The sequence below is a fragment of the Bradyrhizobium yuanmingense genome (assembly GCF_029167105.1).
GTDB classification, from domain to species: Bacteria; Pseudomonadota; Alphaproteobacteria; order Rhizobiales; family Xanthobacteraceae; genus Bradyrhizobium; species Bradyrhizobium yuanmingense_A.
Window position 1 is genome coordinate 40,674 of sequence record NZ_JARFML010000011.1, and the last position, 22,037, is coordinate 62,710.

At 66.3% G+C, this 22,037-nt stretch carries 21 protein-coding genes; 12 read left to right on the top strand and 9 right to left on the bottom strand.

Going from position 1 to position 22,037, the window contains the following annotated elements; translation table 11 throughout:
* The first annotated feature begins 73 nt into the window (after positions 1–73).
* The 4 genes from P0R31_RS16195 to P0R31_RS16210 are packed head-to-tail and all read left to right on the top strand — an operon-like array spanning position 74 to position 5,548.
* Complete coding sequence (locus P0R31_RS16195) at positions 74–1,312, top strand: NAD(P)/FAD-dependent oxidoreductase (RefSeq protein WP_275514875.1); 1,239 nt, start codon at positions 74–76, stop codon at positions 1,310–1,312.
* Positions 1,309–2,931, top strand: a complete 1,623-nt coding sequence (locus P0R31_RS16200) for a hydantoinase/oxoprolinase family protein (RefSeq protein WP_275514876.1) — start codon at positions 1,309–1,311, stop codon at positions 2,929–2,931. Before P0R31_RS16195 ends, P0R31_RS16200 begins: the two co-directional genes overlap by 4 nt.
* A complete protein-coding gene (locus tag P0R31_RS16205; protein ID WP_275514877.1) occupies positions 2,928–4,565 on the top strand; it encodes a hydantoinase B/oxoprolinase family protein in 1,638 nt (545 codons plus the stop codon). Before P0R31_RS16200 ends, P0R31_RS16205 begins: the two co-directional genes overlap by 4 nt.
* Positions 4,562–5,548, top strand: a complete 987-nt coding sequence (locus tag P0R31_RS16210) for a Bug family tripartite tricarboxylate transporter substrate binding protein (RefSeq protein WP_275514878.1) — start codon at positions 4,562–4,564, stop codon at positions 5,546–5,548. The genes P0R31_RS16205 and P0R31_RS16210 overlap by 4 nt, the downstream gene beginning before the upstream one ends.
* A 25-nt stretch (positions 5,549–5,573) precedes the next feature.
* On the opposite strand, the gene P0R31_RS16215 is transcribed toward P0R31_RS16210, so the two are convergent.
* The 3 genes from P0R31_RS16215 to P0R31_RS16225 all read right to left on the bottom strand — a co-directional run bounded on the left by P0R31_RS16215 (position 5,574) and on the right by P0R31_RS16225 (position 7,527).
* On the bottom strand, positions 5,574–5,753 hold the full coding sequence (locus P0R31_RS16215; protein ID WP_275514879.1) for a hypothetical protein: 180 nt from the start codon (positions 5,751–5,753) through the stop codon (positions 5,574–5,576).
* A gap of 120 nt (positions 5,754–5,873) precedes the next feature.
* Positions 5,874–6,152, bottom strand: a complete 279-nt coding sequence (locus P0R31_RS16220) for a hypothetical protein (RefSeq protein ID WP_275514880.1) — start codon at positions 6,150–6,152, stop codon at positions 5,874–5,876.
* A gap of 616 nt (positions 6,153–6,768) precedes the next feature.
* Positions 6,769–7,527 carry an SDR family NAD(P)-dependent oxidoreductase gene (locus P0R31_RS16225; protein WP_275514881.1) on the bottom strand — a complete coding sequence of 253 codons (759 nt, stop codon included), beginning with the start codon at positions 7,525–7,527 and terminating at the stop codon, positions 6,769–6,771.
* A gap of 164 nt (positions 7,528–7,691) precedes the next feature.
* Here P0R31_RS16225 and P0R31_RS16230 point away from each other — a divergent pair, with 164 nt between their 5' ends.
* Genes P0R31_RS16230 through P0R31_RS16255 form a run of 6 tightly spaced genes read left to right on the top strand, consistent with a single transcriptional unit; the run spans position 7,692 to position 13,560 of the window.
* Positions 7,692–8,957 (top strand): extracellular solute-binding protein, encoded by a 1,266-nt coding sequence (locus tag P0R31_RS16230; RefSeq protein WP_275514882.1) that lies wholly within the window; start codon positions 7,692–7,694, stop codon positions 8,955–8,957.
* Between the two features lie 2 nt (positions 8,958–8,959).
* Complete coding sequence (locus tag P0R31_RS16235) at positions 8,960–9,901, top strand: carbohydrate ABC transporter permease (protein ID WP_275514883.1); 942 nt, start codon at positions 8,960–8,962, stop codon at positions 9,899–9,901.
* A complete protein-coding gene (locus tag P0R31_RS16240) occupies positions 9,894–10,739 on the top strand; it encodes a carbohydrate ABC transporter permease (RefSeq protein WP_275514884.1) in 846 nt (281 codons plus the stop codon). The genes P0R31_RS16235 and P0R31_RS16240 overlap by 8 nt, the downstream gene beginning before the upstream one ends.
* Positions 10,740–10,761: 22 nt before the next feature.
* On the top strand, positions 10,762–11,859 hold the full coding sequence (locus tag P0R31_RS16245) for a Gfo/Idh/MocA family protein (RefSeq protein WP_275514885.1): 1,098 nt from the start codon (positions 10,762–10,764) through the stop codon (positions 11,857–11,859).
* 10 nt (positions 11,860–11,869) lie between these two features.
* Positions 11,870–12,514 (top strand): ThuA domain-containing protein, encoded by a 645-nt coding sequence (locus P0R31_RS16250; RefSeq protein WP_036004213.1) that lies wholly within the window; start codon positions 11,870–11,872, stop codon positions 12,512–12,514.
* Positions 12,511–13,560: a LacI family DNA-binding transcriptional regulator gene (locus P0R31_RS16255; protein ID WP_275514886.1), complete on the top strand. Its 1,050-nt coding sequence runs from the start codon at positions 12,511–12,513 to the stop codon at positions 13,558–13,560. The genes P0R31_RS16250 and P0R31_RS16255 overlap by 4 nt, the downstream gene beginning before the upstream one ends.
* 2 nt (positions 13,561–13,562) lie before the next feature.
* Here the strand turns inward: P0R31_RS16255 and P0R31_RS16260 are convergent, their stop codons facing one another.
* Positions 13,563–14,450: a VOC family protein gene (locus P0R31_RS16260; RefSeq protein ID WP_275514887.1), complete on the bottom strand. Its 888-nt coding sequence runs from the start codon at positions 14,448–14,450 to the stop codon at positions 13,563–13,565.
* Positions 14,451–14,614: 164 nt separating this feature from the next.
* Between P0R31_RS16260 and P0R31_RS16265 the strand changes: the two genes are divergently transcribed.
* Positions 14,615–15,802 carry a CaiB/BaiF CoA transferase family protein gene (locus P0R31_RS16265; protein WP_275514888.1) on the top strand — a complete coding sequence of 396 codons (1,188 nt, stop codon included), beginning with the start codon at positions 14,615–14,617 and terminating at the stop codon, positions 15,800–15,802.
* A 1-nt stretch (position 15,803) separates the two neighbouring features.
* Here the strand turns inward: P0R31_RS16265 and P0R31_RS16270 are convergent, their stop codons facing one another.
* On the bottom strand, positions 15,804–16,526 hold the full coding sequence (locus tag P0R31_RS16270) for a DUF72 domain-containing protein (protein ID WP_275514889.1): 723 nt from the start codon (positions 16,524–16,526) through the stop codon (positions 15,804–15,806).
* A gap of 88 nt (positions 16,527–16,614) precedes the next feature.
* On the opposite strand from P0R31_RS16270, the gene P0R31_RS16275 reads away from it, so the two are divergent.
* Positions 16,615–16,830 carry a hypothetical protein gene (locus P0R31_RS16275; protein ID WP_275514890.1) on the top strand — a complete coding sequence of 72 codons (216 nt, stop codon included), beginning with the start codon at positions 16,615–16,617 and terminating at the stop codon, positions 16,828–16,830.
* Here P0R31_RS16275 and P0R31_RS16280 read toward each other — a convergent pair.
* From P0R31_RS16280 to P0R31_RS16295, 4 genes are all read right to left on the bottom strand, one after another.
* Positions 16,827–17,975: an amidohydrolase gene (locus P0R31_RS16280; RefSeq protein ID WP_275515034.1), complete on the bottom strand. Its 1,149-nt coding sequence runs from the start codon at positions 17,973–17,975 to the stop codon at positions 16,827–16,829. The genes P0R31_RS16275 and P0R31_RS16280 overlap by 4 nt on opposite strands.
* 257 nt (positions 17,976–18,232) lie before the next feature.
* Complete coding sequence (locus tag P0R31_RS16285; RefSeq protein ID WP_275514891.1) at positions 18,233–19,321, bottom strand: mandelate racemase/muconate lactonizing enzyme family protein; 1,089 nt, start codon at positions 19,319–19,321, stop codon at positions 18,233–18,235.
* Positions 19,322–19,446: 125 nt separating this feature from the next.
* A complete protein-coding gene (locus tag P0R31_RS16290; RefSeq protein ID WP_275514892.1) occupies positions 19,447–20,640 on the bottom strand; it encodes a M20/M25/M40 family metallo-hydrolase in 1,194 nt (397 codons plus the stop codon).
* 67 nt (positions 20,641–20,707) lie between these two features.
* The gene (locus P0R31_RS16295) at positions 20,708–21,949 is read right to left on the bottom strand and encodes an MFS transporter (RefSeq protein WP_275514893.1); all 1,242 of its coding nucleotides are present in this window, start codon (positions 21,947–21,949) and stop codon (positions 20,708–20,710) included.
* Between the last annotated feature and the right edge of the window lie 88 nt (positions 21,950–22,037).

Consider the following 22,037-nt stretch of genomic DNA (forward strand, 5'->3'; position numbering starts at 1 on the left):
TATCAGATTACCTGATGGTGATATTAAAAGAATTGGCTTGTGTGATGGGGGGATTATTTTTCAGAATTCCCGCATGCACATTGTCGTCATCGGAACGGGTATCGTCGGCGCCTGCACTGCGGCGTGGCTGCAGCGCGACGGCCACGCGGTGACCTTCGTCGACCCGCTCGACGCGGGCGAGGCCTGCTCCTTCGGCAATGCCGGCTCGCTTTCGCCCAGCGCCTGCCTGCCGGTGGGCATGCCGGGCATGTGGAAGAAGGTCCCGCGCTGGCTGCTGGACCCATTGGGACCGCTGACGGTGCGTTGGGCCTATGCCCCGCTCGTGGCGCCATGGCTGCTGCGCATGCTGCATCATTCGTCACGCGAAGAGGTGACACGCATCGCCACCGCGTTACGTTCGCTGCTGGCGCCCATCTTCGACTGCTATGATCCGCTGCTCGCCCATGCCGATGCCCGGGAGTTGGTGCGGCGTAGCGGTTGCCTGTACGTCTTTTCCTCTCGCGAGACAGCGGCGCAGTGGGCCTGGGGCATGAATCTGCGGCGATCGCTGGGCGTGCGGATGCAGGACGTGGAGCAGGACGAGCTGGAAAGTCTCGAGCCGGACCTGAAGGGACGTTTCCGTTTCGGCATTCTGGCGCCCGATAACGGCTCCACGTCCGATCCATCCGCCCTCGTCAAGGCGATCTACAATCGCTGCATCGGCGACGGCGCGCGTCACGTCCGCGACCGCGTCCGTGGTTTCGAGCGGCAGGGCCGGCGCGTCACGGCCGTACTGTTGGAGCAGGGCGAGCCGCTGGCGGCGGACGGCGTGGTGGTGGCAGCCGGGGCCTGGTCGGGCGCATTGGCGGCACAGCTCGACAGCCCGGTGATGCTGGAGACGCAGCGCGGCTACCACGTCACCGTGCAGAGCTCGAACCTGGCCCTGCGCCACACGGTGATGGCGGTGGAGCACAATCTGATGGTCAACCCGATGGCCATGGGTCTGCGGCTGGCCGGTACGGTGGAATTTGCCGGCTTGAAAGCGCCACCCAACATGGCGCGTGCCGACGCGCTGCTTCGTCAGGGACAGCAATTATTCCCGCACCTGGACACATCGTCCTTCACGCACTGGATGGGCCATCGTCCCTGTCTTCCCGACAGTCTTCCCGTGGTCGGTCCGGTCCGCGCGGCCGACAATGCCTGGCTCGCCTTCGGCCATGGCCATATGGGCATGTGCATGGGCGCGGCGACCGGCCGCGAGATCGCGCATCTGGTGGCCGGACGACCGACAGAGGTGGACCTGACGCCGTTTTCCCCGGAGCGCTTCCGTTGAGCGCGTCGTGGTCACTCGCAGTGGACATGGGTGGCACCTTCATCGATGCGGTGGCCTTGCGGAGCGACGGACACGTTGCATCGCTCAAGCATCCGCGCGCCGGATGCCGGCTGGCGGAGCCGGTCGTCGAGGCACTCGATCGCTTGTGCGCGCAGGCGGGCATCGGGGCAGATGACGTCGGCCGAGTCGTGCATGGCACCACCGTCATCACCAATCTGCTGCTGGAGCTGAACGAGCCGCCGGTGGCCCTTGTACTGACGCGCGGCATGCGCGACGTACCGGTGCTGGCGCGCCAGGACCGCAAGGAACTGTATGAACCGGTGATCATGCCGGCCGTGCCCGAAGCAAAGCTGTTTCCGGAGCCGCTGCGTTTCGAGATCGGCGGGCGCATCGATGCCGAGGGGCGTGAGGTGGAGCCGCTCGATCTGTCGGCCGTTGACGCTATCGCGGATGCAGTGAGCGACGCCGGCGTGCGCGCGCTGGCGGTCGGTCTGTTGTTCTCGCACCGCAATCCGTCCCATGAGCGCGCGCTGCGTGCGACGCTGCATGCGCGCCTTCCGAGCCTGCACATTTCGCTGTCCAGCGATGTCGATCCGCAGCCGCGGGAGTTCGAACGCTGGCTGACGACGGCGCTGGACGCCTATGCCAAACCGCTGGCAGCGAATTATCTGCACGCGCTGGCCGACGCATTGAAGATACGTGGCTTGCCGCCGCTGCGCCTGATGCGATCGGCCGGCGGCACTGCGCCCTGGCATGATCTCGCCGAGCAGCCGATCGGCCTTGCCATGTCCGGTCCTTCCGCGGCGCTGCAGGGCGTGGCCGCCGGCCTTGCAGCCTCCGGTCCCGCGATCGTTCTGGATATCGGAGGCACCAGCGCCGACATCAGCATTCTGCTCGACGGCAGGCCGACCTTTACCGATGCGCTGGAATGCGGCGGCTTGCCGATCCGTCAGCGCTGCGCAGATATCGCCTCCATCGGCGTCGGGGGTGGCAGCGTGGTGTCGGTGCTGCCGGGCGGCGCGCTTCGCCTGGGGCCGCGCTCGCAGGGAGCCTGGCCAGGACCGGCCGCCTTCGGTCTCGGCGGTGGCTTGCCGACGCTGAGCGATGCGCTGTGCGTACTGGACCGCTTGCCGCCCCGGCTGGCCGGCGGGATTGTGCTGGACCGCACCGCCGCGGAGGCCGCGCTCGGCGGCGTGGCCGGCGCGCTCGGCCTGTCGGTGCTTCGAACCGCTGAAGCCGTCGTGAGCGCGGCCGCCGCCGCGATGGCGGAAGCGCTCAAGACCCACGCCTTTCAACGCAACCTCGATCCGGCGGATGCGGTGCTCGTCGCCATCGGCGGCGGCGGCGCGCAGCATGCGGCCGAGATTGCCGAGCTTGCGGGCATCCGCCGCGTGCTGGTGATGCCGCACGCTGGAGTGATGTCGGCGCTGGGCATGCTCTGCGGTCCGGAAGAGGACGACGTCCGCCTGGCGGCGAGCAATAGTCCGTGGGCTTCGCTGCCGCCGCAAGGCGCAGGGCCGCATTCTCTGTTCGCGCCGATGACCACCGCCTTTGTGCCGGCGGGCTGGTCCTGGCGGCTGACGCCGGATCAGACGCTGGTGCTGGAGGCGAATGCATGATGCCGCGCGCGCGCGCCGTCGCACCTGATCCGGTCATTGCCCTGCGCATGGAGCCGCTGCGTCTGGCGCTGCAAGGCACCGCCGACCGCATGCAGCATGGCATGACGCGCGCCGCCGTGTCGTCCATCGCCCGCGAGAGCGGCGACTGTGCCGCGGCGCTGTTCCTGCCGGACGGACGCTTGCTCGCCCAGGCGCGCTCGCTGCCGTTGTTGCTGGGATCGCTGATTCCGGCAGTTGCCGGTGTGCTCGCACGCTTTCCGCAAGCGACGATGTCAGAGGGCGACGCCTATCTGCTCAACGACCCCTGGTCCGGCGGTACGCATCTGCCGGACCTGGCTCTGGTCCACCCGGTCTTCCACGATGGCGAGGTGATCGCCTTCGCCGCCGCCAATTTGCACCATCAGGATGTCGGGGGCATGGCCGCCGGCTCCATTCCACCCGACGCAACCGAAGTGTACCAGGAGGGCCTGCGCCTGCCGCCGGTGCGCTGGCGCAGCGCCGAAGGCGTGCGGCCCGATATCGACGCCATCCTGGCCGCCAACTCACGCACGCCTGACAATCTGCGCGGCGACCTGGAGGCGCAGTGGACCGCGCTGACGCAAGGCGCGCGCGAACTGAAGCAGATCGCGCGTCACACCGGACCTCGTTTTGCCGAGGTCTGCGATGCCCTGATTGCGCAGACCGAATGCATGACCCGCGCCGCCCTTGCCGCCGCGCCCGACGGCGAATGGACCTGGCGCGATCAACTCGACGGCGACGGCATCGACACCGCGCCGGTTTCCATCGTGGTGAGCTTGCGCAAGCAGCGTGACACACTGGTCATCGACTTCGAGGGGACCGCGCCGCAGGTGAGGGGGCCGCTCAATGCATCGCCGGCGGCGATGCTGTCGGCGGCTCTGTTCTTCATGCGCACGCTGGCACCGGACGCACCCAACAATGCCGGCTGCCTTGCGCCGCTGACGCTGAAGCTTCCACCCGGCAGCCTGGTCAATCCGGTGCTGCCGGCGGCGGTCAATGCGCGCACGGCGACCGTGAAGCTGGCGTGTAACGCGATTCTCGGAGCCTGGTCACAGTCGGCAGGCGGGATGGGCGTGGCGCCGCACGCCGGGGTGGCCACCGTCCTCGCGCTCAGCGGCACGCGGGTGGACGGGCGACGCTGGATGTCGACCGAAATCCTTGCCAGCGGCGCCGGCGCCAGCGTCCACGCGCCCGGCCGCGCCGGTGTCTCCACCGACGTCGGCAATGCGCGCAACACCCCCGTGGAGGTGATCGAGACCGACGCGCCGCTGCGGGTGGAATGCTACGAGATCCGCCGCGGCAGCGGCGGCGCCGGTCTGCAATGTGGCGGCGACGGCGTGCGGCGCACCTATCGGCTGCTCGAAGGCCAGGGGTGGATCGCCTATCGCGGCGAGCGCCATGTCGGCCGTGCGCGCGGTGCTCGAGGCGGCGGGGCCGGCGCAACGTCGATGGCCCGGGTCTTGCGTGTGGACGGAGCGATCGAGCTCTTGCCTGCGCGCGCCCGCATTGCGTGGTCCGCCGGCGACTTGCTGATTATCGAAACCGCGGGCGGCGGCGGCTGGGGATCCCCGGCTCCAGCCGAAGCCGCCAATCCACCCGCAAGGAGTTGCCCATGATCCGCTTCCTGATTTCGCGCCGCGCGATGCTGGCGTTGACCGGTCTCGCGATGCTGCTGCCCGCGCCGGGTCGTTCGCAGGCCAACTACCCGAACAAGGCGATCCATATCGTCGTGCCTTTCGCACCGGGCGGCAGCACCGACGTGCTCGCGCGTCGTGTGGGCGACAAACTCGCCGCGGCCTTGGGCCAGCCCGTCGTGGTCGACAATCGAGCGGGCGCCGGCGGCGCCCTCGGCGCCGATTTCGTGGCTAAATCCGCCCCCGACGGCTACACCCTGCTGGCCGGCGTCACCGGCAGCAACGCCATCGCGCAGGCACTGTACCCCAAACTGCCCTACGACGTGATCAAGGACTTCGCGCCGCTGTCGACGTTGGTGACTGCGCCGCTGGTGCTGGCCGTCACCCCCGACGTGAAGGCGAACACGGCAGCCGAGTTTCTCGCCCTCGCCAAGTCGAAACCGGGCGAGTTGAGTTTCGGCTCGGCCGGCAATGGCACGTCGATGCATCTCACCGGCGAGATGTACAAGCAGGCGGCCGACGTCTCGATGGTGCACGTTCCCTACCGCGGCAGCGCCGCCATGCTCACCGACCTGATGAGCGGTCAGATCCAGGTCGCGTTCGGCGACGTCCTGGTGCTGATGCCGCAGATTCAAGCCGGAAAGATTCGCGCGCTGGCCGTCACATCGAAAGCCAGGCCCCCCCTGCTGCCGGACGTGCCGACGCTGGATGAAGCGGGACTGAAGGGTTTCGAGGCGCTGTCATGGCAAGGCTTGTTTGCGCCGGCCGGCACGCCGCCCGAGGTGGTCGAAAAGCTGAGCGCGGAAGTGAACAAGGCGCTGCAATCTCCTGACATCAGGGACTACTTTGCGGCGCAGGGCTTCATCGTCCAGGGCTCGACCCCTGAGGCCTTCAAGGCCTTTGTCGCGAGCGAGGTGAAGAAGTGGACGCCGATTGTGAAGTATTCGGGTGCCCAGGTGAATTGAGCTGGCGCCGCCGGCGCAAGCGCGATCAGTTCGGCCTTCCAAGCAGCCTTCGGATGATCTTGCGCAGGTTTTCGGCGTACTCGTCGACGACCTGACGCCGCTCGGCCGATGGCGGCAGCTGACGGTCGTCGTTCCCGTCCGGCGACGGAGGATCCGTCTTGGACCTCCCGCGCATGATCGAGGCGATCGGCTTTGTCACTTTCACGGGAAGTCTGACCTCTGATGCACGACGGGCGTCGTTCAGGCTAGGTGCCAATTCCATCTGCGGCCTTCACACACGTTAAGTCGGCGGAGCGGGGTCGATCTGCACTGGCTTCGCGGCGCGCTAGGTGCACGAGGCGGTCGAATCGCACTTCGGGCAGCGACCGTCGGCGGCTGCGCCGAGCTGGCGGCCGAGCTCGGCCCTGAGAGCCTCCTTGTCCCATTCGGCGCCGTCGCATCTGACGATTCGCTTGGCACGTTCGAAGGCGTGGCTCTCGGCGGCGTCATCGCCGATGCGGATGATCACGTCCCAATGGAACGGGCAGGCCGTCGTCGCGCGGGTCGTCTCCAGGGCGTAGCGCACGACCTCGGTGAGATCGTCGGTGTCAATGTCGGCAAGCATGTCCGTTTCTCCTGATCGGCGTCCTCCGTTGCCTAGAAAGCGGCGCCGGCAAGGCCTCGGAATCCGAACGTCGCTCGCTCCGGCAAGGGGACCTCGAAAAGCGTTCCCGACCCCGACACAAGGCTATCGTCGGCGTCGCAAACATGTCTTGATCCAGCTCAAAGGAGGCGGCGGCACTCGACCGAACGCTTCTCGATCGGCACCCGCTCACAAGCGCTGCGCGATGTCTTCACCGCTTCCCGCGTCAATCGTTCAGGACATCTGCGTAAGTATTGGCCCGCAATTTCTAGGTCGCCGCGCCGGGCGCATATCTCCAGCATGGAGCGCAACGTCATCTTCAAATGCCCCCGCACGGGCATGAACGTGCAGCACTGGCTTCCCGGCACAGCCTCCGACGCCGCGGATACGCACGTCCCGGTCCGTTGTCCCGCTTGCGCTTCGCTGCACTTCGTGGGTGTCGCCAGCGGCAAGACGTTGAGCGAGGGCGTCGGTCGGCCTCGCGCGACCACCGCGCCAGCCGGTCTCGACGACCGGCCTGATCCATCGCGTCCTTGAACTCGTGAGCTTCGCGCGGCCGCGCGCGGATCAGCTTTTTCCGACTGATCCTCAAGGCGTCTCAGACCCAGCCGCCATCGACGATGTAATGCTGGGCGGTGCAGGCGGACGCCTCGTCGGAGGCGAGGAAGACGGTGAACTTTGCAACCTCGTCCGGCATGAGCCGCCGCTTCAGGCATTGTCGCTGCTGCAGCTCGATCTCGCCGGCCGGCGTCATCCATTTCTCGAGCTGCCGCTCGGTCATGATCCAGCCTGGCGCGATCGCATTGACGCGGATGTTGTAGGGGCCGTAGTCGCGCGCCAGCGAGCGCGTCAGCCCGATCACGCCTGACTTGCTCGCGGTGTAGGCGGCCATGCCGCCTTGTCCTGCGATCCACGACACCGAGCCGAAATTGATGATGGCGCCTGCATTGGCCGCCTTCATGTCCGGCAACACGGCCTGCGATGCGAAGAACTGGTGCTTCAGGTTCACCGCGATGCGGTCGTCCCAATAGTCCGGCGTCATCTCCTCGGTGTTGTGCCGCTCGTCATGCGCGGCGTTGTTGATCAGGATGTTGATTGGGCCATGAGCCTTGCGTGCCGCGACGACGCCGGCACGCAGCGCAGGGATGTCGGTGAGATCGACGTGCTGGAAATGCGCAGCCAGGCCCTGCTCGGACAGCTCACGCGCCAGGCGCTGTCCCTCGTCGGTCTTGATGTCGAAGAACACCACCTTGGATTTCTGCTCCGCAAAGCGCCGCACGATCGCAGCGCCTATACCGGCTGCGCCGCCGGTGACGAGCACGACCTTGCCGGCGAGGTCGGAATAGATGGCAGCCATTGGGCACCTCGGTTTGTTGCGGCCGGCGCGGCACGCCGCAACCGACTCTTTTCCAAACCTTAGCCATTCTGTTGGTGAGGTGCATAGATCAGAATTTGTGTTGCGCACCTCAAAAATTGAGGGCAGGATTGCGTCAAAGAATAAAAGACGGTCGGGAGGATGTGATGAGATTGCTCGGGAAACTGGGACTCGCCGCTGCCGCATGCCTGCTTTGGGCCAGTTCCGCGTCAGCCGACACCACGGTCAAATGGCTGCACATCGAGGTCAACCCGGCCCAGGTGAAGATCTGGGAGGAGGTCGCACGCAGCTATGAGGCGTCGCACCCAGGTGTGAAGGTCGAGATGCAGTTCCTCGAGAACGAGGCCTACAAGGCCAAGCTGCCGACCATCCTGCAATCGAAGGATCGGCCGCACATCATCTATAGCTGGGCCGGCGGGGTCCTGAAGACCCAGATCGAGGCCAGCGTCCTGGAAGACATCACCGATTCCGTGAAGAGCGGCGGCTACAGCGACACGATCGCACCGGCAGCGCTCGCGGCTTTCACCAGCAACGGCAAGGTCTATGGCCTGCCGACCGCGCTGTCGCAGGTCGGCTTCCTCTACAACAAGGACTTGATGGCCAAGGGGAATGTCGACGCGAGCAAGATCAAGACATGGGACGATCTGCTCGGCGCAGTGAAAACGCTGAGGGCCGCGGGCGTGACGCCGATTGTGGTTGGCGGTGCCGACAAATGGCCGCTGCATTTTTACTGGACGCATCTCGCAGTGCGCATCGGCGGCAAGCCGGCCTTCGATGCAGCGCTGAAGGGTGAGAATGGCGGGTTCACTGGGGAGACCTTCCAGAGATCCGGCGAGCTGTTCAAGCAGCTGGTCGATCTGCAGCCGTTCCAGAACGGCTTCCTCGGCTTCAAGAACCCGCAGGCCGTGGGCTATTTCGGCGACGGCAAGGCCGCGATGATCCTGGCCATCTCGTCGTTCTATCACACCCAGCGCGCCCTTGCCGCCGACAAGGTCGGTCTCAGCGACGACAAGCTCGGCTGGTTCGATTTTCCGACCGTACCCGGCGGCAAGGGTGAGCCGTCGGACACGCTCGGTGGCATCACCGGTTGGCTGATCACCAAGGGGGCGCCGAAGGAGGCCACCGACTTCCTCAAGTTCTTCATCTCCAAGGACGTGCAGGCGCGGCTCGCCGCGGGCAACTTCATCGTGCCCGTCGTCAAGGGCGGCGAGGCCGGTCTCAACAGCGCCTTCATGAAGCAGATCGCGGCCAATCTCGCCAAGTCGAACTATCACCAGAATTTCTACGACCAGAGCCTCGGACCGTCGGTCGGCCGCGTCGTCAACGACGTCACGGCCGAGATCGCCGGCGGCAGCATGAGCCCGAAAGACGCGGCGAAAGCCATCGAGGCGGCGTACAAGCAAGGTAACTGATTGTGGCGCGACGGATCGCGATCACCTCGCCGATCGGCGTTGCCGGTGAGGCGGCGCCCCAGGTCGCGGTTCGCGGCCCGGGCTGGGACGGACGCTTCACGGTCCTGATCCTGTTCCTGCCGCCCGCGCTGCTGCTGTTCACCCTGTTCGTGGTGCTGCCGATCGGCGAGGCCGCCTGGTACTCGGCCTTCAACTGGAACGGGTTCGGCAGGCCGACGAACTGGATCGGCTTCGACAATTACCGTTTCGTGCTGGAGACGCGGGCCTTCTGGCTCGCGCTGCGCAACAACGGGCTGATCATTGCGGTCTCGCTCGCCGTCCAGCTACCGCTCGCGCTCACGCTGGCCTTGATGCTGGCCGAAAAGTTTCGCGGCGCCGTGGCGCTGCGCATGCTGTTCTTCATGCCCTATATCCTCGCCGAGATCGCAACCGGCCTGATCTTCAGCTTCGTCTATGACGGCGACTACGGCCTCGTCGCCTCGATCTGGCGCGCCTTCGGCGCCGAGCCTCCGCATTTATTGGCCTCGACCGACACGGCGATGCTGGCGGTCCTGATCGTGGTGGTCTGGAAGTATTTCGGCTTCCACATGATGCTGTTCATCGCCGCGCTCCAAAGCCTCGACAAGAACCTGGTCGAGGCCGCCCGCATCGACGGCGCGACGCGGACGCAGACGCTGCGCCACGTCGTGATCCCCTTGCTCTATCCGACGATCCGCCTGTCGGTGTTCTTCGCCATCATCGGATCCCTGCAGCTGTTCGATCTCGTCATGCCGCTGACGCGCGGCGGACCGGCCGACTCCTCGAACACGTTGGTGAGCTTTCTCTACAACAACGGCATCTCGCGGATGCGGGTCGGCTATGGCAGCGCCATCGGCGTCATCCTGTTCGCGATCTGCGTGACCTTTGCCTTCACCTACAAGCGATGGTTCATGCGCGATGAATAGTGCCGGGGCTAGACTCGCATTCGATCCCGCCGTGCTGTTCAAGGCGCTGTTCCTCGGCCTGGTCGCGATCTTCGTCCTGGTGCCGCTGCTCGCGACCCTGCTCGGCGGCTTCAAGTCGCTCGGCGAGCTCCGTGTCAATCCGTTCGGCCTGCCCGCACAATGGGAGTGGCAGAACTATGCCGACATCCTGTTCTCGGCGCGCTACTGGCAGCTCCTGCGCAACTCGCTTGTCATCTCGACGCTGGCGGTGGCGCTGACCCTGATCACGGCTTCGATGGCCGCGTTCACCTTCGCCCATGTCAGGTTCTTCGGCTCATCGATGCTGCTCAGCTATCTGACGCTGGGCCTGCTGTTTCCCGCCGCGACCGCCGTGCTGCCTCTGTTCATCAAGGTGCGGGATCTCGGCCTGCTCGACACTTATTTCGGCGTCGCGCTGCCGCAGGTGGCGTTCAGTCTCGCCATGAGCGTGCTGCTGCTGCGCCGCTTCTTCAAGGACATTCCATACGAGCTGCTCGAGGCGGCGCTGGTCGACGGCTGCAGCTACATCAAGTTCTTCCGCTATGTGACGCTGCCCTTGTCGCGTCCGATCCTGGCGACCGTCGGCACCATCACCTTCGTCAACAGCTGGAACGCCTATCTGCTGCCGCTGGTGATGCTGAACACCGACGCGCTGTATCCCTGGCCGCTCGGCATCATGGTCTACCAGGGCGAATACTCGTCCGAATGGCACCTGATCCTGGCCTTCATCACACTCACCATCCTGCCCACGATCATTCTGTTCCTGCTGGCGCAGAAGCACATCGTGGCGGGCCTCACCGCAGGTGCGGTCAAGGGATGAGCCGCATTCTGAGGAGATAACAATGAGAAAAGTCGGCATCGGAATCATCGGCTGTGGTGTGATTAGCACCGCCTATCTCAAGGCCGCCCAGCGCTTTCCGGTCATGGAGGTCAGGGCGCTCGCCGACATGCGCAGCGAGGTTGCGGAGCGCCAGGGCGCGGCCTTCGGCTTGCCGGGAATGCGGGTAGACCAATTGTTGAAGCGCGACGATGTCGAGATCGTCGTCAATCTCACGGTGCCGCTCGCCCACACCGACGTCAGCCTGGCGGTGCTGAACGCCGGCAAGCACGTCCATTCGGAGAAGCCGCTCGGCATCAATGTCACTGAGGCGCGCAAGGTCATGGAGCTCGCCGCGCAGAAGAACCTGCGCGTCGGCTGCGCGCCCGACACGTTCCTCGGCGGCGGCCATCAGACCGCGCGCAAGCTGATCGATGATGGTGCGATCGGCACGCCCGTCGCGGGCAGCGTTTTCTTCGGCTGCCCCGGCCACGAGCGCTGGCACCCGGCGCCCGGCTTCTATTACCTGCGCGGCGGCGGGCCGATGATGGACATGGGGCCGTATTACATCACCGATCTCGTGCAATTGCTCGGTCCGGTCGCCAGCGTGATGGGCTCGACCGCGCGCCCCAAAACCGAGCGCCTCGTCACCAGCCAGCCGATGAACGGCGCGCTGATTCCGGTCGAGGTCGCGACCCATGTCGCGGGGACGCTGGAGTTCGAGAGCGGGGCGGTCGTGTCGATCACGATGAGCTTCGACGTGCCGAAACATCGGCATGCGCCGATCGAGATCTACGGCGACAAGGGCAGCATGCTGGTGCCTGACCCAAATCGTTTCGGCGGCGAGGTTCAGGTGGCCAAGACTGGCGGCGAATGGGAAGCGATGCCGCTGACGCATGGCCACGTCGAGGGCGAGTTTCGCTCCATCGGCGTCGCCGACATGGCTGGCGCGATCCTGAACGACCGACCGCATCGCGCCAGCGGCGCGCTCGCGTTCCACGTGCTGGAGGTGATGGAGGCGTTCCAGACCTCCGCCGACGAGGGCCGCCGTGTCAGGATCGAGAGCCGCGTCGAGCGGCCGGCGATGCTGCCGGCAGGGCGTGAAACCGGACAGATCGATTGAGGGTATGACCATGCGCAAGGCAATGATTGTATGGGGCGGCTGGCCGGGACACGATCCCGATCTCTGCGCGTCGATGATCCGTGGCTGGCTGAAGGCGGAAGGTTTCGAGGTGCGGATCGAAACCACGACGGCAGCCTTCGCCGATCCCGCGATCCACGATCTGTCGCTGATCATACCGATCTACACGATGTCGAAGATCGAGAAGGCGGAAGCGCTCAACCTCTGCGATGCGGTGCGCAGCGGCGTCGGGCTTGCCGGCCATCATGGCGGCATGTGCGATGCTTTCCGCGAATCGGTCGATTACCAATTCCTGTGCGGCGGGCAGTGGGTCGCCCATCCCGGCAACATCATCGACTACAAGGTCGACTTGACGAAACCGGACGATCCGATCATGACGGGTCTGAAAAGCTTCGAGCATCGGTCAGAGCAATATTACATGCATGTCGATCCCGCCATCGAGGTCCTGGCAACGACGACCTTCACCGGTGAGCACGCGCCCTGGATCGAGGGCGTCGTGATGCCCGTGGTGTGGAAAAAGCGCTATGGCGCGGGGCGGGTATTCTATTCCTCGCTGGGCCACCGCGCCTACGAGCTCGACGTGCCGGAGATCCGGACCTTGATGACCCGCGGCATGCTGTGGGCCGCGCGCGAATGACTGAAGGCGCGACCCAGCCGGTGACTCGGGCCACGCTCGAGGACGTCGCGCGCGCGGCAGGCGTTTCGCTCGCCACCGTCGATCGCGTCGTCAACCGGCGCGAGGGTGTCCGCGCCAAGACCGTCGCGCGGGTCGAGGCCGCGGTGGCAAAACTCGGCTATCGCGCCGATCTTGCCGCGGCGCGGCTTGCTCGCGGGCAGACCTTCCGCTTCGCCTTCGTGCTGCCGACCGGCAGCAACAGCTTCATGACCAACCTCACCGAACAGGTCGCGCGCACCGCGGGCTGGCTCGCCGGCCATCGCGGCTTCATCGACATCCACCATGTCGACGTGTTCGACCCCGACGTCCTTGCCGGTGCACTGGAGAACCTCTCGCCGGCCTATCAGGGCGTCGCCGTCATCGCGCTCGATCACCCCAGGGTGCGCGCCGCGATCGACGAACTCGTCGCGCGCGGGGTTGCCGTGGTGACCCTGGTATCGGATGCGCCGAGCTCGTCCCGGGTGCATTATGTCGGGATCGACAATCCGGCCGCGGGCCGCACCGCCGCCACGCTGATGGGGCGCTTCCTCGCCGGGCGCGAGGGCACCGTCGCCGTGATTGCGGGATCGTTGTCGCTGCGCGACCACACCGAACGGCAGTTCGGCTTCCACCAGATCCTGTCCAGCGAGTATGCGAACCTGTCCGCACTGCCTGTCATCGAGGGGCGCGACGACAGCGACCGCACGCGGGACCTCACGGCCGCGCTGCTCGCCCGCCATGCCGATCTCCGTGGCATCTATTGTTGCGGTGCCGGAAACCGCGGCATCGCCGATGCGCTCGAGGCCTCGGGCCGCGCGCGCGAGGTGGTCTGGATCACCCATGAGCTGACCGAACACACCAGACGGTTCCTGGTGCGCGGCACGCTCGATGCCGTCATCAACCAGGATGCCGGCCATGAGGCGCGGTCTGCGGCGCGAGTCCTGCTCGCGCATTGTTCGGGCGAGCCGATCAGCCCCGACCAGGAACGCATCCGCATCGACATTTTCCTGCGGGACAATCTGCCGTAAAATTATCCCTCGTACTGATCCGGCCCCATCGCCCAGGACGACTCGTCGTGGCCGAAGGCGTAGTTGCGATTGTTGAGCGCCGGATTGCGGTTGACCAGCCGCCGCATGAACATCGGATGGGTCGCCGAGCGCACCTCGTGCTCGACCGTGAACAGCTTCCTGCCGCTGTCGAGGTCGACGATGTCGCAGAACCGGTACTGGTATTGATTGTCCTCGCGGGAGATCAGCTTGCGCGCGAGCAGCTTGCGGTAGGGACCGGAGAAATCGGTGATGTACATCTGCACGTGGTGGCCGTCATAGTCCGCTTGCGGCCGGTCGGTCTCGCGGAACAATAGATGCTGGTTGCGGCCCGTCTTCACGGCGGCCACGGTGCCATCGCCGTTCCGCAAGCTCGCGGGCATGCCCATGACTTCAGGATAGAAGGCGCAGATGCCGGCCGCCGATCCCATGGGCACGTCGAACTCGACATAGGGAATGCCGAGCGCGATCCGGCCGAACCGCGGGGCGTCGGGCTCGTAGCAGCGCACGCGATTGCCCCACGGGCAAACCGCCTCGACATGGTCGTTGTGCTCCCTGAATGCGAACGCGGTGCCCTCGAGCTTCTTCGCGACCGACGCAAGCCGCGCCAGCAGCGCCTCGCGGCCTTCGATGACGAGGCCGATGTGTCCGCGCAGCACCTGCGGCCGGCCGCTCGGCAGATGCAACTGGCTCCGCCCGGCGTTGATCCACATGTTGGTGTCCGAGACCATCAGGTAGGGATCGCGGGTAAGCCCGAGCCCGGCGACGTAGAACAGCGTGGCGAGGCGCTGGTCCGGGACCTGGATATTGACGTGCTCGAAATGGATGGCGTTGCCGAGATCTTCTGCGGACCGGTCGAATTGTTGCGGCATGGTTGTGCTCTGCGTCGGGGATTGAAAGCGCCATACTATCGCACAATTTCCGCTCTCCGGAACGCCGGCCGATCACATCTTGCGCGCAGGCCGTTATGCGCACCGCTCGCCTTGCGGTGGCAGCCAGTCCCTGTAATCTGAGCAAAACACTGGGGAAGAAGTCGATGGGAGGAGTCCTGGAGGGCGTGCGCGTGCTCGATTTCGGGCGCTATATCGCCGGGCCCTATTGCGCCACATTGCTGGCCGAGTTCGGGGCCGACGTCATCCGGGTCGAGAAGCGCGACGGCAGCGAGGATCGGTTCGTCGCGCCGGTGGGTGAAGGCGGCGAGGGCGCGCTGTTCCTCCAGATCAACCGCAACAAGAAGGGCATCACGCTCGATCCGATGAAGGCGGAAGGCCAGGAGGTGATGCGCCGCCTGATCGCGACCGCGGACGTCGTCGTCGCCAATCTGCCGCCGCAGACCCTGCGCGCGATGAAGCTCGATTACGACTCGCTGAAAGCAATCAAGCCGGACATCATCCTGACCACGGCGACCGCATTCGGCGGGCCGGGCCCGTGGTCCGACCGCGTCGGCTTCGACGGGGTCGGGCAGGTGATGTCGGGCTCGGTGTACATGACGGGCACCGGCGATCCGCCGTACCGGGCCGCGGTGAATTGGGTCGATTTCGGCACTGCCTTGCACTGCGCGTTCGGCACGCTCGCCGCGCTGATCGAGCGCGGCAAATCCGGGCGCGGCCAGATCGTCGAGGGCGCGCTGCTCGGAACCGCTCTGTCCTTCACCAATGCCACGCTGATCGAGCAGGCCGTCATCGCCGTCAACCGCGTGCCGACGGGCAATCTCGGCCAGACCGCGGCGCCAGCCGACATCTACCGCACCAAAGACGGCTGGGTGCTCTGCCAGGTCACCGGTCATCCGCTGTTCAAGCGCTGGGCGCGGCTGATGGGCGAGGAGGATGTGTGGCTGAACGATGCGCGCTTTGCCGACGACATCAGCCGCGGCAACAACGGCCCGCTCATCAGCGAGCGGATGGCGCGCTGGTGCGCCGAGCGCACCACGCAGGAGGCCGTCGACACGCTCGGCCAGGCGATGATCCCGACCGGGCCCGTGCTCTCGCCGCAGCAGGCGCTGGATCACCCGCACATCCGCGCCGCCGGCTTCATGCAGGATGTCGACTATCCTGGCCTGCCGAAGCAGGCACCGGTTGCCCGCGCCGCGGTGCGGCTGTCGGAAACGCCGGGCGAGATCGCGCACCGCCCGCCGACCCTCGGCGAGCACACCGACCGCGTCCTCGCCGACCTCGGCTATGGTGCGGACGAGATCGCGGCGCTCCGGCAGAGCGGCGTCATCTAACTCACAGCAATTGCTTCAACGCCTTGGCGTCGGCGGGTGCTGCGCTCTTCTGGTCGTTGTCGAAATAGACGTAGACGTCGCAGCCCTGCCGCTTCCACGACTTGATGCGCCCCGCCCATTGCGCCAGCGCCGCCTTGGTATAGTGCCCGTGATAGCGCCCGCCCGGCCCGTGTCCGCGCACATAGACGAAATCCGCGGTGCGCTTCCACGGCGCCGGCGCATCGTGATGGTCGGACAGGCACAGCGAGATGTTCTCCTCAGCCAGCATGCGCAGGATGCGCGGCTGATACCAGCTCGGATGGCGGAATTCGAAGCTGTAGCGCCGCTTCCGCGACAAGAGCTTGAAGAACGAGGCGAGCCGGTCCGCATTCGCCTCGAATTGCGGCGGCAGCTGGAACAGGATCGGGCCGGCCTTGCCGCCGAGCCTGGAGATGCGATCCTCCAGCAGCTCGAGGCTGTTGACGGAGCGGTCCGACAGGCGCTTCCAGTGCGTGATAAATTTGGAGGCCTTCCAGGCGAACACGAAATCGCGGCCGGTCTGCTCCCGCCAACCCTTCACCGCTTCGGGCGTCGGCGTGCGGTAGAACACGCCGTTCAGCTCCGTGGTGTCGAACTGCCCGGCATAGTAGCGAAGCTGCTGCTTCAGCGTCACGCCCTCGGGAAAGAACGGGCCGCGCCAGGAGGCGTAGTGCCAGCCCGAAGTTCCGATCAGAACGCGTGCCATCGATGTGCCATCTCTTGCCTTTCCGGAGGGGAACGTCCTCGCAGCCGATACGTTTCCGGTGCACCAGCCAACGCAAGGACCGGAACCGATGTACGCGCTGTTCGAAGGCAACAAGCAGATCGGCAATCCCTTTCCGACCGAGAAGGAAGTGTGGGAAGCCGCCTTGATCGAGGGCCTCGTGATCGACGTGCCCGTTGCGGACGAGGAGGGCGGCCACATTCTGCCGTCCGGCTATCACGTCGAGCGCATCGAAGAGACGTTCGCGCCGCGGCCGGACTGGAAGCTGCCGCGCGAGATAAGTTAATTCGTCGCCAGCGCCGCCTTGGCCACTTCCGCCATCCAGCTTGATGCCACGGGCAGGATCGCGTCGTTGAAATCGTAGCGCGGGCCGTGCAGCTCGGCGCCCTCGCGCAACTCGCCATTGCCGATCCAGACGAAGGCGCCGGGCCGCTGCTGCAGATAATGGGCAAAATCCTCGCCGGCCATGCTGGGCGCGAGATCGCGCCGCACCGGCGCCCGCACCTTCTCCGCGGCGATGCGCGCGAGGTCGGCCTCATCGGGCGTGTTGATCACGACGCCGACACCCCAGACGATCTCGGGCGTGACCTTGACGCCGAAGCTGGTCGCGATCCCGGCGCAGGTGCGCGCGATGCCGTCGAGGATGACGTCCTTGACGGCCTCGCGGTGGTAGCGCAGCGTGCCGCGGATGGTGACGCGGCCGGCGATCTGGTTCGGCGCGGTGCCGCCTTCGATCGTGCACAGCGACAGCACGGCGGTGTCGAGCGGATCGACGCCGCGCGAGGTGACCGATTGCAGTGCGACGATGAGGTGCCCGGCCGCCACCACGGGATCGCGCGTCAGATGCGGCATGCCGGCGTGCCCGGCGTGGCCCTCGATATTGATGGTGATGCGTCCGCCGGAGGCCATGACGACACCGTCGTGCACGGCGATGGTGCCGGCCGCAAGGCCCGGCCAGTTGTGGAAGCCGAAGATCCGCTCCATCGGAAAACGGTCGAACAGCCCGGCCGCGACCATCGCGCGCGAGCCGCCAAAGCCTTCCTCGGCCGGCTGGAAGATGAAATCGACCGTGCCGCTCCAATCGGTATCAGTGGCGAGCAGCGCTGCTGCGCCCAGCAGCGCGGCGGTATGGCCGTCATGGCCGCACGCATGCATCACGCCCGATGTCTTGGAAGCATAGGGCAGGCCGGTGTCCTCGGTGATCGGCAGCGCATCCATGTCGGCGCGCAGACCGACCCGCCTCTGCGCATGGCTGCGTGTCAAGGTCGCGACGATGCCGTGCCCGCCGATGCCGGCCTCGAAGGGAATGCCGAGTTCGGTGAGCTTGTCCTGCACGAAAGCGGCTGTCTCCTTCTCCTGGAGCGACAGTTCGGGATGCGCATGCAGATGCCGGCGCCACGCGGTCAGTTTCTGGTGCAGTTCGGGGGACAAGGCAGGGGTCTCTCGCAAGGTGTCGTTGCCGTCAGCATAAAGGATTATCACCGCCATGCACCCCGCGCCCTGGAATGCCTCGCGTGCAGCAATGTCGTTTGGTGCAAGCTCCGGAGAAGGTGCGCTCCCTCCCCCGCTTGCGGGGGAGGGTTGGGGAGAGGGTGTCTCCGCGTTGGGATTCCCCCAGAGGAGAGAGCCCTCACCCGGCGCTTCGCGCCGACCTCTCCCGCAAGCGGGAGAGGTTAAGAGCATCCAGCCTAAGGCACCAGCTTCCCCAGCCCCTTCCAATCGAACCCGATCCCATGCCCGGGCCTGTCAGGCGCCAGCGCCAGCCCGTCCTTCAGCACCAGCGGATGCTCGATGTACTTGTCGAGCCCGAAGCCGTGCGCCTCCAGATAGGATCGGTTCGGGCAGGCCGCGAGCAGGTGCACGGTGACGTCGTGCGCGCCGTGGCTCGTGACCGGCAGGTTGAACGCCTCCGCCAGCCGCGCGATCTTCATGAAGGCGCTGACGCCGCCGCAATTGGTGACGTCGGGCTCGGGATAGGACACCGCGCCGGATGCGATGTAGTTCTTGAACTCCCACAGCGATCGCAGGTTCTCGCCGGCCGCGATCGGCACGCCACCGGCCTGCATAATGCGCGCATGGCCGGCGACGTCGTCGGGGATGATCGGCTCCTCGAGCCAGGTGAGGTCGAAAGGAACGAAAGCACGCGCGGCGCGGATTGCCTCCTCGACCGTCCATTTCATGTTGGCATCCGCCATCAGCGCAAAGCCGTCGCCGAGATGCTGCCGCATCGCGGAGATGCGCGCGACATCGGCCTTGAGGTCGGGCCGGCCGACCTTCATCTTGATGGCGCGAAAGCCCTTGGCGAGGTTGCCGTCGGTCTGCCTCAGCAGCGCATCGACGGAGAGATCGAGGTCGATGCCGCCGGCATAGCACGGCACGTGCGCATCGAAGCCGCCGAGCAGGCGGTACAGCGGCAGCTTGGCGCGACGCGCCTTCAGATCCCACAGCGCGATGTCGAGTGCCGAGAGCGCCAGCACCGCCGGCCCGCCGCGCCCGCCATAATGCAGCCCCCACCAGACGTGATGCCAGATCGCCTCGGTATCGTCGGCCTCGCGTCCTTCGACCAGCGGCGGGATCTCGCGCTTGAGAATGTCGGCCACAGCCCCGCCGTTGCGTCCGACCGTGTAGGTGTAGCCGACGCCCTCGGCGCCATCGGCATCGCGGATGCGGCAGGTGATCAGCTCGAACGCCGTCATGTCGCCATGCGTGGAGTCCGACAGCGTGATGGGGAGGGGGATCCGGTAGAGCCCGGTCTCAATGTTTGCGATGCGCGGCATGTGGCCTCCCTTCTTCTTATTGTAGGATGGGTAGAGCGCAGCGAAACCCATCATCATCAACGTTGGGCGATGGGTTTCGCTACGCTCTACCCATCCTACGCCCTACTACACCCTACAGACGCAACTCACCGCATCGTCGCGAGTTGCAGCGCCAGCGCGCAGGCGCGGTCGTATTCGTCGAGATTGATCCATTCGTCGACCGTGTGCGCCTCGTTCTGGCCGGCACCGAAGGTCACGGTCGGAATGCCGTGGCGGACCATCCAGTTGGCGTCCAGGCCGCCATTGGCGGCGCGCACGTTCGCCGTTCCGCCCACCGCGGACACCGCCTCGATCGCGCGTTCGACGACCGGCAGGTTCTCCTTCATGCGGAACGGATAATAGTCGGTCTCGGCCTTGAACTTGACCTTGCCGGACTTGCCTTGCGCGTTGGTGACCTTCTTGGCGGCCTTCTCGAACGCGGCCTTGTAAGCCTTGGTGATCTCCTTGAAGAATTTTCCGTCATGGCTGCGGCTCTCGCCGCGCACATGCACGTAGTCGGTGACGACGTTGGTGGCATCGCCCGCGGGGCGGCCTTCGCCGCCGGTGACCGGGCCGACATTGCTGGTACCTTGCTTCTTGCCCTTCACCACCTTGCCGAACCAGCCGCCGGCCTTCACGTCCGCGAGCGCCAGCGCCATGATCATGGTCGAGGAGATGCCGCGCTCGGGGGCGACGCCGGCATGCGAGGCGCGGCCGAAGATCTCGACGGTCCAGCGATCGGCGCCGACGGCCCCGATCACGACGTTGGAGGCCGAGCCGCCGTCATAGTTGAACGCCATCACCGGCTTGCCGAGCTCGTCGAGCTTGACGTGTCGTGCGCCATAGAGCCCGCTCTCCTCGCGCACGCAGAACAGCAGCGTGATCGGGGGATGATCGAGCTTCTGCTTGGCAAGTTCCGCTGCCAGCGTCACCAGCACGCCGCAGCCGCAGCGATTGTCGCCGCCGAGCGCAGTCTTCGCCTCATTGACAATCTTGCGCCCGGACAATTTCGGCTTGGCGCCGGCGCACAGCGGCACCGTGTCCATATGGGTCATGAACATGATGCGCGGCTGGTTGTGCAGCGCGCCGCGGCCGGGCAGGTCGACGATGAGATTGCCGGTCTCGGTCGGCACCGGAATGCGCGTGTTGGCGTCGTCGAGCCGGATCGCCTTGGCGGGCACGCCGGCCTCCTTCAGCGCGGCCGTGAGCTCCCGCCCGATCGCCGCCTCCTGCCCGGTGACGCCCTCGACAGTGAGGAAGCGCATGAGACGATCGGTGGCGGCTTTGGTGTCGACGGGCATGGACTCGAATTCCCCTGATGCGGATGGCAGCGCAGCATCTCCTGCGCTTCCGCATTTCGCAAGGGGCTCAGACGCGCTGCGTGTAGACCAAGAAAATCAGCACGCCGAGCGCCAGCGCCGCCGCCATGAACAGCAGCACCGCCGGCAGCCCCGCGAGCGCGGCCACCGCGCCGGTGACGGATTGCATCAGCGCGGTGCCGAGAAAGAACGCGAGATTGACGGCCGCAAGGGCCTTGCCGGCAACCTGCGCATCGACCAGTTGCCTGGACATGCCGAACAGCAGCGGCTGCGCCGAGGTGAAGAGCCCGATGAGCACGAACAATGCCAGATCGTAGGAGGGCGGCATGACGTTCACGCCGAACAGCCATGCAACGGCGAAGTGCGGAGCTCCCAGCGCCATCAGCGCGAGCAGCAGCGCCGCGATCGCGTGCGTGCCGGCAACCAGCTCGCGGCGGCGGCCGAGCCTGCGGTCGATCATGCCGACCAGTAGCGGGCCTGCGATCATCGCCAGCGTGAACGCGCCGAGCTGGTTGCCGGCCTCGACCCGCGTCAGTCCCTTGATCTCCATCAGCCAGGGCCCGCCCCACAGGCCGCGCAGCACCAGCGTGCTCGCCAGCGACACCATCGCCAGCGCGATCACGCCGCGCAGCGGCCGCGACAGGCCGAGCCTGACCACATCGATCATCTGCGACAGCGGCGAGGACGAGTCCTTTTGCTCGGCCGGCTGGTGCGGCACCAGCGCAAACACCGCGAGCGCCACCACGACGCCGCCGATCGCGGAAATCCAGAACCCGGCGCGCCAGCCGTAAGCGTCGATCACAAAGGCGAGCGGGCTCGCCGACAGCAGCATGCCGATATTGCCGATCGAGAGAATGGCGCCCGACCACAATCCGAACCGCGCCGCCGACAATTGCTTGGCTGCGAGCGTCATCGGGCACATCAGCATGCCCGAGGTGGCGATGCCGAGCAGCAGTTGCCCGACGGCGAAGCTCTCGGGTCCCGTCGCAAAGCCGGACGCCATCGCGCCGAACACGGTTCCCGCCAGCAGGGCGAGCGCCACCGGCCGCACGCCGAACCGGTCCATCGCCGCCCCGACCGGGATTTGCGAGGCCGCAAAGGCGAAGTGATAGACCGACGTGAGGCTCGCCAGCGCCTGCGGCTCGATGTGGAAATCCGCCGCCATCAAATCGAGGCTCACAGCCGGAATGGTGCGCAGCAATGTGGACAGCATGTGGCCGCAGGCGAGCGCGACCAGCGCGAAGATCAGCGCGCGGGTGGCGGTGCCCGCGTCGTCGGCGGCGGTGGTCATGAGCGTCCCGTCCCGGCAATACTCCGGGTGGGGTACATGATCGGGGAGCGCGTGCCAATGGCCGGATCGGCGCGTCGCCGAAGTGGAC